Origin of the sequence: Kluyvera chengduensis (assembly GCF_044197065.1) — a bacterium.
Lineage (GTDB): Bacteria > Pseudomonadota > Gammaproteobacteria > Enterobacterales > Enterobacteriaceae > Kluyvera > Kluyvera ascorbata_C.
On sequence record NZ_JBIQOI010000012.1, the window covers coordinates 98,738 to 109,947 of the forward strand.

General features: G+C 51.6%; 11 protein-coding genes and 1 rRNA gene. 4 read left to right on the top strand and 8 right to left on the bottom strand.

The genetic code is table 11. The annotated features are described in order from the left end of the window. Positions 1-11 precede the first annotated feature (11 nt). Positions 12-1,385, bottom strand: coding sequence for an oxygen-independent coproporphyrinogen III oxidase (gene hemN / locus ACH1XZ_RS21415; RefSeq protein WP_395597089.1), 1,374 nt, complete (start codon positions 1,383-1,385; stop codon positions 12-14). A 188-nt stretch (positions 1,386-1,573) separates the two neighbouring features. Then, on the bottom strand, positions 1,574-2,089 hold the full coding sequence (gene yihI / locus ACH1XZ_RS21420) for a Der GTPase-activating protein YihI (RefSeq protein ID WP_035892302.1): 516 nt from the start codon (positions 2,087-2,089) through the stop codon (positions 1,574-1,576). A gap of 590 nt (positions 2,090-2,679) precedes the next feature. On the opposite strand from yihI, the gene yihA reads away from it, so the two are divergent. Further along, complete coding sequence (yihA, locus tag ACH1XZ_RS21425; protein ID WP_395597090.1) at positions 2,680-3,315, top strand: ribosome biogenesis GTP-binding protein YihA/YsxC; 636 nt, start codon at positions 2,680-2,682, stop codon at positions 3,313-3,315. A gap of 161 nt (positions 3,316-3,476) precedes the next feature. On the opposite strand, the gene ACH1XZ_RS23390 is transcribed toward yihA, so the two are convergent. Together ACH1XZ_RS23390 and polA are read right to left on the bottom strand one after the other, a co-directional pair. Continuing rightward, entirely contained in the window at positions 3,477-3,524 is a 48-nt protein-coding gene (locus ACH1XZ_RS23390) for a spot 42 RNA, inhibition of DNA synthesis (RefSeq protein ID WP_071892919.1), read from the bottom strand. A 165-nt stretch (positions 3,525-3,689) separates the two neighbouring features. Continuing rightward, the gene (polA, locus tag ACH1XZ_RS21430) at positions 3,690-6,485 is read right to left on the bottom strand and encodes a DNA polymerase I (protein WP_395597091.1); all 2,796 of its coding nucleotides are present in this window, start codon (positions 6,483-6,485) and stop codon (positions 3,690-3,692) included. A 396-nt stretch (positions 6,486-6,881) separates the two neighbouring features. Between polA and ACH1XZ_RS21435 the strand changes: the two genes are divergently transcribed. Beyond that, positions 6,882-7,790 carry an acyltransferase gene (locus tag ACH1XZ_RS21435; protein WP_395597092.1) on the top strand — a complete coding sequence of 303 codons (909 nt, stop codon included), beginning with the start codon at positions 6,882-6,884 and terminating at the stop codon, positions 7,788-7,790. 15 nt (positions 7,791-7,805) lie between these two features. Here the strand turns inward: ACH1XZ_RS21435 and dsbA are convergent, their stop codons facing one another. The 3 genes from dsbA to ACH1XZ_RS21450 all read right to left on the bottom strand — a co-directional run bounded on the left by dsbA (position 7,806) and on the right by ACH1XZ_RS21450 (position 9,788). Next, positions 7,806-8,429 carry a thiol:disulfide interchange protein DsbA gene (gene dsbA, locus ACH1XZ_RS21440; RefSeq protein ID WP_035892299.1) on the bottom strand — a complete coding sequence of 208 codons (624 nt, stop codon included), beginning with the start codon at positions 8,427-8,429 and terminating at the stop codon, positions 7,806-7,808. A 27-nt stretch (positions 8,430-8,456) separates the two neighbouring features. Further along, positions 8,457-9,443: a serine/threonine protein kinase gene (locus tag ACH1XZ_RS21445; protein WP_395597093.1), complete on the bottom strand. Its 987-nt coding sequence runs from the start codon at positions 9,441-9,443 to the stop codon at positions 8,457-8,459. A 75-nt stretch (positions 9,444-9,518) separates the two neighbouring features. Then, positions 9,519-9,788 carry a YihD family protein gene (locus ACH1XZ_RS21450; protein ID WP_035892297.1) on the bottom strand — a complete coding sequence of 90 codons (270 nt, stop codon included), beginning with the start codon at positions 9,786-9,788 and terminating at the stop codon, positions 9,519-9,521. A 126-nt stretch (positions 9,789-9,914) separates the two neighbouring features. On the opposite strand from ACH1XZ_RS21450, the gene mobA reads away from it, so the two are divergent. Together mobA and mobB are read left to right on the top strand one after the other, a co-directional pair. Beyond that, complete coding sequence (gene mobA, locus ACH1XZ_RS21455; protein WP_395597097.1) at positions 9,915-10,442, top strand: molybdenum cofactor guanylyltransferase MobA; 528 nt, start codon at positions 9,915-9,917, stop codon at positions 10,440-10,442. After that, positions 10,439-10,945: a molybdopterin-guanine dinucleotide biosynthesis protein MobB gene (gene mobB / locus ACH1XZ_RS21460; protein WP_395597094.1), complete on the top strand. Its 507-nt coding sequence runs from the start codon at positions 10,439-10,441 to the stop codon at positions 10,943-10,945. Before mobA ends, mobB begins: the two co-directional genes overlap by 4 nt. A 183-nt stretch (positions 10,946-11,128) precedes the next feature. On the opposite strand, the gene rrf is transcribed toward mobB, so the two are convergent. Continuing rightward, a 5S ribosomal RNA gene (gene rrf, locus ACH1XZ_RS23395) occupies positions 11,129-11,210 on the bottom strand; the annotation flags it as partial.

An 11,210-nucleotide genomic window follows, 5' to 3' on the forward strand; every position in this document is an offset into this window, starting at 1 on the left:
CAATATTAACGCTAAATCACCCGCGAGAACTGCTGCATCCGCGCCTTCTGCCGCAGATAGGCATCAAAGCACATGCAGATATTACGAATTAACAGGCGACCTTTCGCCGTCACCTTAATCCCTTTCTCATCGACATCCACCAGCCCATCCTGCGCTAACGGTGCCAGAAGTTTCAGGTCTTCAGCAAAATAGTCGCTGAATTTCAGCGCCCACTGCTTTTCGATCGCCGCGAAATCGAGGCTGAAGTTACAGATAAGCGCTTTGATCACATCGCGACGAATACAGTCATCGCGGGTTAACGCGATACCGCGCCACAGCGCGTTACCCTGCTCGGCAACCTGCTGGTAATAGAGCTTCAGCTCTTTTTGGTTCTGCGCGTAGCAGTCGCCAATCATGCTGATCGCGGATACGCCCATACCCAGCAGGTCGGTATCGCCCTGCGTGGTGTAGCCCTGGAAGTTGCGATGCAGCACGCCTTCGCGCTGGGCTACGGCGAGTTCGTTATCCGGGCGGGCAAAGTGATCCATACCGATAAATTGGTAACCTGCTTGCGTCAGCGAACCGATAGTTTCCTGCAAAATATCCAGCTTCTGCTGCGCCGACGGAAGGTCGGCATCTTTGATTTTGCGCTGCGCGGCAAACAGTGTCGGCAGGTGCGCGTAGTTAAATACGCTCAGGCGATCTGGGTTCAGCTCAGCCACGCGCTGCAGCGTAAAGGCAAAGCTCTCCGGCGTTTGCTTTGGTAGGCCGTAGATAAGGTCGATATTGGTCGAGGTGAAACCAATTTCGCGAGCGTGGTTGAGCAACGCGAAGATAAAATATTCATCCTGCTCACGGTTCACCAGCCGCTGCACTTCTTTGTTGAAGTCCTGTACGCCCATACTCAGGCGATTAAAGCCCTCGGCGCGCAGGTGGTCGATAACGTCCAGCTCAATTTCACGCGGGTCGACTTCAATGGAGATTTCCGCATCGGCATCAAAGTGAAAATGCTCGCGCAGCAGCGTCATCAGGCGGCTGATTTGCGCCTTGTTCAGATAGGTTGGCGTACCGCCGCCCCAGTGGAGCTGGCTGACGTGGCGGCCGGTAAACAGCGGCGCGCGCTGGCGAATTTCCTGCTCCAGCACGTCAAGGTATTGGTCAGCCTTATGCTGCTGACGCGTCACGATTTTATTGCAGCCGCAGAAATAGCAGAGCTTGTGGCAGAACGGAATATGCACGTACAGCGACAGCGGACGCTCAGGGTAACGCGCGACGGCGTGGTGAAACTCAGGCTCGCCAAAGGCGTCAGAGAATTCCAGTGCGGTGGGATACGAGGTATAGCGCGGCCCGGAATAGTTATATTTCTGGATCAGGGCCAGATCCCAGTCGATTAACTGCTCAGACATGCTCACTCCTTCCGATGGTGTCGAGAACGACGACGGCGTGCCGGCCTGGCTCCATTTCGGAGCAACAGCCGGTTGCGCAGCCACTTTTGACGCCGCGACAACCGTCGTAGTTTAACGAATAACCACACCAGATAACATACAACCAAAAGGGTTATAAGCAGGACTGGCAAGCCAATCGGGTGCAAACGTTAGTTTCCGCCTCTCAGCAGGCGCATCATGTCTTCCTTGCCCTCTTCTTCCTCTTCTTCTTCGTCATCATCGTAAGAGAGGCCGAGTTGCTGCATCAGTTCATCGATGCGATCCAATTTTGCGTCAACCCATTTCTGCTCTTCAGCAGTCAGGGTTTCGTCATTTTCCAGACGTTCCAGCAGCGCATCCAGGCGCTCATCACTCTCCAGCATATCCAGCTCGGCCTGCGGTGAAAGCATAGGTTTCTCGCTCTTCGGTTTGGGCTGTTTCACGACCGGTGCGTCAGTAACGCCCAGCGCGATTGGTTTTTTACTGCCAATACGAGGATCTTTTTGCTGCTTTTGTTTATTGGAGCCAGATGCACCGTTAGAGCCAGTCGCACGGCTACCGGCTGCGTTACCACGGTGTTTTTTATCGTTTTTACGTTCGCGAGCTTCGAGGTCCAGTTCTTCGCGCGTTTTGCGGCGCTGTTTGCCCGGAGCTTTACTGCGCGGTGCAGAGGTTGGTTTTTTCATGATGTCTGTCTTTAAGCCGTTTTATTCAGTATAGAATTGAGCCGGAATCTAGCAGAAAGCAAACAAAGAAAAAAGGCGACAGAGTAATCTGCCGCCTTTTTTCCTGACTCACAACCCTTTACGGGTTCTACATTCCATGTTGGCTTTCAACGCGCCCTGTCTATCCGTTAGCTCTATAACAGTCCCTGTTATGGTCCCTATCCGTGTTCAACGTCTCCAGACGTTCGCCTTCCTGGCTAATTCCTTCGGTCTTCGCCTCCTGGCGTTCCTGACCGCTCATCCTGAGTCTGAATTCCTTCCGGCGCCCTTGCCGATGCGTGCTACTTTACCCTGTTGGATTAAACTAACAAGCAACGAAACGGCGAAAAATGGACAATTCAGAATATTGCCCAACAATAACTATATGATTTCAAATGATTTGAATATTATCTCGCCCCCGTTTTTTCCTAAATTTCGCATAGCAGCAATGGCAAATATCTTACAAACGGAAGGGCATCGTCTTACAGTCGACGCACGACGAGGAAAATCAGTCTTTTTTTGCCGATCGGGTATAATCGCCCACATTGCCTTATTTAACGGAGATCACCGTTTTGACTAACTGGAATTATCAACAGACGCACTTTGTAACCAGTGCGCCTGATATCCGCCACTTACCTTCCGATACCGGAATCGAAGTGGCCTTTGCTGGCCGTTCTAACGCGGGGAAATCCAGCGCCCTGAATACGCTCACCAACCAGAAAAGCCTGGCACGTACGTCAAAAACACCTGGCCGTACTCAGCTGATTAACCTGTTTGAAGTTGCCGATGGCAAACGCCTGGTCGACCTGCCGGGCTATGGTTACGCGCAGGTTCCGGAAGAGATGAAAATCAAATGGCAACGCGCGCTGGGTGAATACCTGGAGAAGCGTCTGTGTTTGAAAGGATTAGTGGTGCTGATGGATATCCGCCATCCGCTGAAGGATCTCGACCAGCAGATGATCGAATGGGCCGTCGCGAGTGAAATTCCGGTACTGGTACTGCTGACGAAGGCGGACAAGCTGGCAAGCGGCGCGCGCAAAGCGCAGCTGAACCAGGTTCGTGAAGCGGCGCTGGCCTTTAACGGCGACGTACAGGTTGAAGCTTTTTCTTCACTGAAAAAGCAGGGTGTCGATAAGCTGCGCCAGAAGCTGGATAGCTGGTTTAACGGCATTCCTCCGCAGGAAGAAGTCGAGGCCGCAGAAGAGTAATCCCCCGCATTTATCCCGGATAGCGGCGCGCTGCGCCCTGTTCCGGGCTCGCCACATCCCACTGATTTATTTCAATATCATTCAATTTTATCGTGACGAAAACTTTTCTTTCGCCCAATAAAAAACGCCCCAGTCATTACTGACTGGGGCGGCTAAAATATTCAGCCAAATCCGATTACGTGAAGTAAAAGGTCTGAAAGATAGAACATCTTACCTCTGTACCCTACGAGATTAACTCTACTCTTTTTTACCCCGTTCAGAAAGCATTTTTTGTAGTTTTTTTTCATTTGTTACATAACGAATTCTAATGTTCATCACAAAACTAGATAAGTTATGTTGCTTACTTACAAAAAAGAGCGTTATTCATCGGATACTTAATGAGCTTGATCCCAGTTTTCACCACTGCCGACTTCCACCAGCAATGGCACGTCCAGCGTCGTGCTGTTTTCCATTAATTCATGCACCTTCTTCGATACCGCGTCCAGATCGTCTTTATGTACTTCAAAGACCAATTCATCGTGTACCTGCATGATCATACGGACACGCGGTTTCTCACTTTCTAACCATTCATCCACCGCAATCATCGCGCGTTTGATGATGTCGGCAGCGGTTCCCTGCATCGGGGCGTTAATCGCCGCACGTTCTGCACCTGCACGGCGAGCGCCGTTGCTGGATTTGATGTCCGGCAGATAGAGGCGACGGCCATCGAGCGTGGCAACATAGCCCTGCTCTTTAGCCTGCTGGCGGGTACGTTCCATATAGTCAAGCACGCCAGGATAACGCTCGAAGTAGAGGTCCATATATTTCTGGGCTTCTTTGCGCGGGATATTAAGCTGGCGAGCCAGACCGAAGGCGCTCATGCCGTAAATCAGGCCGAAGTTAATCGCCTTGGCGCTGCGACGCTGTTCATTGCTTACGCTTTCCAGCGGTAGGCCAAATACCTCAGCCGCGGTCGCGCGGTGAATATCCTTACCTTCGGCAAACGCTTTCAGCAGGCCTTCATCGCGAGACAGGTGCGCCATAATGCGCAGTTCGATTTGCGAGTAGTCGGCAGAGACGATGAGGTAATCTTCAGGGGCAATAAACGCCTGGCGAATACGGCGCCCCTCTTCATTACGCACTGGAATGTTCTGCAGGTTTGGATCGGTTGAGGACAAGCGTCCGGTCGCGGTGACCGCCTGGTGATAGGAGGTATGAACACGGCCGGTTTTCGGGTTAATCATCAGCGGTAGCTTATCGGTATAAGTCGATTTCAGCTTCGCCAGGCCACGATACTCCAGAATCACTTTCGGCAGCGGGTAGTCGAGCGCCAGCTCTTCCAGCACCTCTTCCGATGTAGACGGCGCGCCGCCCGGCGTTTTCTTCAGCGGCTTGATGCCCTGTTTTTCAAACAAAATGGTCTGCAACTGCTTCGGCGAGGAGAGGTTAAACTCTTCACCAGCAATCTCGTAAGCCTTTTGCTCCAGCTCTACCAGGCGCTTAGCAAGCTCCTGCGAGTGCGCATGTAATACAGCGGGATCAATCTTCACGCCGTTACGTTCGACGCGTGACAGCACCGGCACCAGCGGCATTTCAATCTCGTTGAAGATGCGCAGCGGCCCTTCATGCTTTTGCAGCTTCGGCCACATTTTCAGATGCAGCTGGAGGGTTACATCAGCGTCCTCAGCCGCATAGCGACCCGCTTCTTCCAGCGCAATCTGGTTGAAAGTCAGCTGATTTTTACCTTTGCCGGCAATCTCTTCAAAGGTGATGGTTTTGTGTTTTAACCAGCGGTCAGAGAGGCTGTCCATATCATGGCGACCCGCTACGCTATCCAGCGTGTAGGACTCCAGCATGGTGTCGTAGGCGATACCGCGCAATTCGATGCCATAGTTAGCAAGGATACCGCGGTCGTATTTCAGGTTCTGACCCACCTTCAGCAGCTTTTCATCTTCCAGCAGCGGCTTGAGAAGTTCTAAGGCGCGGTCGCGGGAGACCTGGTCCGGGGCATCGAGATAGTCATGGGCCACAGGAACATAGGCAGCAACGCCAGGTTCGGTGGCAAACGACAGACCCACCATATTGGCAGAGATGTTATCCAGGCTGTCAGTTTCAGTATCGAAAGCAAACAGCGGCGCTTTTTTCAGCTTCTCAATCCAGCTGACCAGCGTAGCTTCATCAAGGATGGTGACATAGTTTTCAGATGACAGCGTGGCTGCGGTCTCTTCGACTTCAACCTCAATTTCAACATCGACGGCTTTGCTGGCCGGTTTAGCGACAGGTTTTGCTCCTTTGGCCTGCATCCAGGTACCGGACTCAACGTCGGTGATCCAGCGCTTAAATTCGTATTTTTTGAACAGCGTTAACAGCTCATCGGCCGCAGGTTCCGCGACAATCAGCTGCTCGCAGCCCAGCTCCAGCTCAACGTCCGTTTTGATAGTCGCCAGCTTATAGGAGAGGTAGGCCAGATCTTTATTCTGCTCAAGCTTCGCCGCCATGGTCTTCGCACCACGGAAGGTCAGCCCGGCGATTTTTTCCGATTCGCCGTAGAGCGTATCCAGGCCACCCAACCCTTGCAGCAGCGCCTGCGCGGTTTTTTCGCCCACGCCCGGCACACCTGGAATGTTATCCGAGGAGTCACCCATCAGCGCGAGGAAGTCGATAATCAGCTCCGGCGGCACGCCGTATTTGGTCACCACTTCGTCCGGGCCGAGAATGGTATTGGTCATGGTATTGATAAGCGTAATGCCCGGCGTGACGAGCTGCGCCATATCTTTATCCCCGGTGCTGATTAGCACCGGACGACCCGCTTTTTCGGCTTCACGCGCCAGCGTGCCGATCACGTCATCCGCTTCAACGCCAGAGACGGCCAGCAGCGGCAGGCCCATAGCTTTTACCATGGTGTGTAGTGGTTCAATCTGCGCACGCAGATCGTCCGGCATTGGCGGGCGATGCGATTTGTAGTCTTCAAACAATTCGTCACGGAAGGTTTTTCCCTTCGCATCAAATACCACGGCAGCGTGGGTTGGCTGATACTGAAGGATCAGGCTGCGCAGCATGTTTAACACACCGTACATCGCGCCTGTCGGCTCTCCCGCACGGTTCGTCAGCGGTGGGAATGCGTGATATGCCCGATAGAGATAAGAAGATCCATCAACGAGGATGAGAGGGTTTTCAGGGATCTGAACCATAATTTCCGTGCCTGTTTATCAGATTATGGGTAAAGGATGCCACATACGGCATGAAAACATGAGTTTTTCGCCAAAATAACGCGAAAAGATTTGCAGATCCTCGCGATCGCGCGCAAAACAAATTGTGGATAAGTTTGTGAATAGTTTTATTTTACTGATAACAAATGATATGTAACCGATGATAAAGTAAAAATTAATTTAATCATTTCAATTAATTAACTCAATAACGAGGTTAGTAAAAGCGATCTGGTGGTAATTCACACAGTGTGGATAGACACTATGACCATTTTTCTATTCCGGTAAGACCCGCCATTTAGCGCGTTTTCTGTTAAAATCAGCCCCTTGTGCTCTTTTATATACGCACGTTAAATAACTAACTATCTGAATAAACGAACTATGTCGAGATTGCTCGCTGCGATAACGTTGCCCATCAGTATCGCACTCACCATTTTATTGACTATATTGTGCTCAATACCGATTATTCTCGCCGGCATTATTAAATTGATTTTACCGGTACCGGCTATCTGGCGTTCCGTCTCAGTATTCTGCAACTTTATGATGTACTGCTGGTGCGAAGGGCTGGCAGCGCTGCTGCATCTCAACCCCTGGCTCAAGTGGGATATTGAAGGGCTCGAGACGCTCAATAAAAAGAACTGGTACCTGCTTATCAGCAACCACCACAGCTGGGCAGATATTGTGGTGTTATGCGTGATCTTCCGCAAGCACATCCCAATGAACAAATACTTCCTCAAGCAGCAACTGGCCTGGGTACCCTTCATGGGGCTGGCATGCTGGGCGCTGGATATGCCCTTTATGCGCCGATATTCCCGCAGCTATCTGATTCGCCACCCGGAACGCCGCGGTAAAGATGTTGAAACAACACGTCGCTCGTGCGAGAAATTCCGCGCGCATCCAACAACCATCGTTAACTTTGTCGAAGGCTCACGCTTTACACCTGAAAAACGCCTGCAAACCCGTTCGCCCTATCAAAATCTGCTGCCGCCAAAAGCTGCCGGTATTGCGATGGCGCTAAACGTGTTAGGCACTCAGTTCGATAAGCTGCTCGACGTGACGCTCTGCTACCCGGAAAACGATAAGACGCCGTTCTACGATATGCTCAGCGGTAAACTGACGCGCATTGTGGTTCGCGTGAATCTGCGTCCGATTGCCCCGGAGATGCACGGTGACTACGTAGGGGATAAGAACTTTAAGCGACGCTTCCAGCTATGGCTGAATGCGCTGTGGGAAGAGAAAGACCATCAGATTACAGACATCAAAGCAGAATACAAAAACGCCGGTCATTGACCGGCGTTTTCTTTTTTATTTCTTCTCAACAAGCTGTTTTACGGTATCAGCGTACTGAGCGACAAAGACGTCCATATTGCTAGTGTCCATGCCCTGCGGATTCAGCTGGTATTTGCCGTTAACAAACATTGCTGGAACGCCCTGCAGCTGCAGATCGGCAGCCGCTTTTTCCTGCTGCGCAACCAGAGATTTCACCACGAAGCTGTTCCAGGCGGCGTCATAATCTTCGCCCTTCACGCCAGCGTCGGTGAAGACTTTACGGATATCCGCAACGGTCTGCACGGTCTGGGTTTTCTGTACCGCTTCAAACATCGGTGCAGTAATCTGATCTTCTACGCCCAGCGCCATCGCCACTGCCCACGCCTGAGTCAGGTCTTTGCCCAATGGGCCCAGGAACTCAACGTGGTACTTGGTCATTTTGGTGCCTTCCGGCAGCTTTTTCTTCACGTTGTCAGAAACGTGCAGAACTTCTTCAAACTGATAGCAATGCGGGCAGTAGAAGGAGAAGAACTCCAGCACCTGCGGCTCACCAGCAACCGGCTTATCAATCGTTACGTATTGTTTGCCGTCGGTAATCTGAGCAGCGGATGCGCTGAATGCCAGAATCATACCTGCCAGCGCAAGCCAAACCTTTTTCATAACTCACTCTCTCCTGACTGTGTCGAATTAATACATTGGCGTTAATTGAAGAGGGGGTTCTTGTAGAACCTTCACCTGCTCTATAAAAGTTGCGATCTGCCGATGCCAGAAATCTTCCCCGGTTAACCAGGGAAAATTTTTCGGAAATGCAGGGTCATCCCAACGCCTGATAATCCAGGCAAGATAATAAACCAACCGCATTGCACGTAAAGGCTCAATCAGCGCCAATTCGTCTGAATTAAAGCTGCTGAATTCTTCGTAAGCCTCAACGATGGTTTCAAGCTGCATACGTCTCTCTACCTGAGAGCCGTTAAGCAACATCCAGAGATCCTGAACTGCGGGGCCGTTGCGCGCATCATCAAGATCGACAAACAGCGGGCCATCGCGCCAGAGAATATTTCCTGCGTGGCAGTCACCGTGTAAGCGCAATGCATCGAAACGGCCGTGCCATAGTCCCATTACCGCATCGATCAAATCATCGGTTGCTTTCAGGAAACGGTCTTTTAAACCAGCAGGAATGAGCGCCGAATGCTCAAAGAGGGCACGCGGTTCGATAAGATACTCTTTCACGCCAATAGAAGGACGCGCGGTAAAGCGGGATTTACGGCCGGTCTGGTGCATACGCCCCAGATAGCGCCCAACCCACTCCATCTGATCCAGATTATCGGATTCGAACTGGCGGCCGCCCATGCTAGGGAAGACGGCAAAATAGAAGCCTTCGTGCGTTAGCAGCGTCTGGTCATTAAAAACCAGAGGTGCCGCAACCGGAACCTCATCCTGAACCAACTCAAGCGCGAATTGATGCTCTTCAAGAATCTGCGCCGCTGACCAGCGTTCCGGACGATAGAACTTCACCACCATACGACGGCGATCTTCATCCTGAAACTGATAAACCCGATTCTCATAGCTGTTAAGGGGGGTAAGTCCAGAATCAACCCGGATACCCTGATCGAATAGGGCATCGATGATGGTATCCGGGTGGAGAGTCTGGAAAGTGAAAGCCTTGTCGTTCATCCTGACATCCGATAACGATACGAATGATTCAGGATATCATTTCACAGTGATTTGAGTGGCGCTGCTTACAACCTTTTACTCTTTTATTACGCCGCGAGCGCGTAGCAGCGCGGTTTTGAAGTCTTCTTCATAATCTTTCTGAATACCTGGAATGACCGCATCTTTGGCCGAGTCACGCATTTTCAGATGATAGATCAGAATATCATCCGTTAAATCGGCCAATTCGCCGTCATAGCCTGACTCCTTCGCCAGTTTCTGCAAAAATTGCAGTAAATTCAGCTCCGGCTCTTTCTGCCAGGCTGGCTGGAGGAGTTCGATAACTTCGTTCAGACGTTTACATTTCATGGTCGTGCTCCTTACGCTTGATGGAGACACGTTAGCAGGGTAAACCACACAATAAAAGAGGCGATAGCGGTGAATGCAAAGAGCCAGATAACCGGCGTGGTATTAGCGGGCGGCAAAGCCTCAAGAATGGGCGGTCAGGATAAAGGATTAATGCTGCTGAACGGTAAGCCATTGTGGCAGCACGTCGCAGATTGCCTGTGTTCGCAGGTAAATGATGTCGTTATCAGTGCTAATCGTAATCTGGATATCTATCGACAGAGCGGCTTAACGGTCATTGCTGATACGCTGTCAGACTTTCCAGGGCCACTCGCCGGGCTGTTATCGGTTATGCAGCAGAGATCCGGCGAATGGTTTCTGTTTTGTCCCTGCGATACGCCGTTTATTCCCAATAATCTCGTTGAACGCCTGGCAGAAGAACGTAGCGACGCGCCAGTTGTTTGGGTGCATGATGGCGATCGCGACCACCCTGCAGTGGCGCTTGCCCACCGCAGTCTAGCCCCACAGATCGTGGATTATCTTGCTAGCGGCGAACGCCGCGTTATGATCTTTATGCGTCAGGTTGGCGGCCATTCTGTCGATTTTAGCGACATGAAAGAAGCATTTCGCAACATGAATACGCCAGAAGATTTGCAGCTCTATCAGGAAAAATCATGATTCCATTATTGGCCATTGCCGCCTGGAGCGGGACGGGAAAAACGACGTTATTGAAAAAGCTCATACCTGAGCTTTGTCAGCTCGGGATTCGCCCTGGCCTCATCAAGCATACTCATCACAATATGGATGTCGATAAGCCGGGTAAGGACAGCTATGAACTTCGCAAGGCAGGGGCAGCACAGACTCTGGTGGCGAGTAAACAGCGTTGGGCGCTGATGACGGAAACGCCGGACGAAGAGGAGCTCGATCTGGCTTTTCTGGTGAGCAGGATGGATGAATCGAAGCTGGACCTGGTGCTGGTTGAAGGGTTCAAACATGAATCCGTCGCCAAGATCTTGCTGTTTCGTCAGGATGCAGGGCACCCTGTGAGCGAGTTGACGATCGATGAACATACGATTGCTGTCGCCAGCGATATTCCGCTAAACGTTGATGTCCCGGTACTGGATTTGAATAATTTGCAGGAAATAGTGGCGTTTATTGTCGCGTGGTTAGGAACAGAATAGTAGGCAGGATAAGGCGTTTAAGCCGCCATCCGGCAATGTGCACCGCGTAAACGCCTCGTCCGGGCGACCAGCGCAGTCTGTAGCCCGGGCGAACGCAGTGACCCCGGGAAAATTCACCGCACTTTCCTTTCCCGCAGACGCAAAAAAGCCCATCCGTCAGGATGGGCTTCTTCACTAATTGATGCCTGGCAGTTCCCTACTCTCGCATGGGGAGACCCCACACTACCATCGGCGCTACGGCGTTTCACTTCTGAGTTCGGCATGG

Excerpts from the sequence above, each read along its gene's own strand:
- hemN (WP_395597089.1), bottom strand. The coding sequence starts at position 1,385 with ATGTCTGAGCAGTTAATCGACTGGGATCTGGCCCTGATCCAGAAATAT.
- yihI (WP_035892302.1), bottom strand. The coding sequence starts at position 2,089 with ATGAAAAAACCAACCTCTGCACCGCGCAGTAAAGCTCCGGGCAAACAG.
- polA (WP_395597091.1), bottom strand. The coding sequence starts at position 6,485 with ATGGTTCAGATCCCTGAAAACCCTCTCATCCTCGTTGATGGATCTTCT.
- ACH1XZ_RS21435 (WP_395597092.1), top strand. The coding sequence starts at position 6,882 with ATGTCGAGATTGCTCGCTGCGATAACGTTGCCCATCAGTATCGCACTC.
- dsbA (WP_035892299.1), bottom strand. The coding sequence starts at position 8,429 with ATGAAAAAGGTTTGGCTTGCGCTGGCAGGTATGATTCTGGCATTCAGC.
- ACH1XZ_RS21445 (WP_395597093.1), bottom strand. The coding sequence starts at position 9,443 with ATGAACGACAAGGCTTTCACTTTCCAGACTCTCCACCCGGATACCATC.
- ACH1XZ_RS21450 (WP_035892297.1), bottom strand. The coding sequence starts at position 9,788 with ATGAAATGTAAACGTCTGAACGAAGTTATCGAACTCCTCCAGCCAGCC.
- mobA (WP_395597097.1), top strand. The coding sequence starts at position 9,915 with ATGGGCGGTCAGGATAAAGGATTAATGCTGCTGAACGGTAAGCCATTG.
- mobB (WP_395597094.1), top strand. The coding sequence starts at position 10,439 with ATGATTCCATTATTGGCCATTGCCGCCTGGAGCGGGACGGGAAAAACG.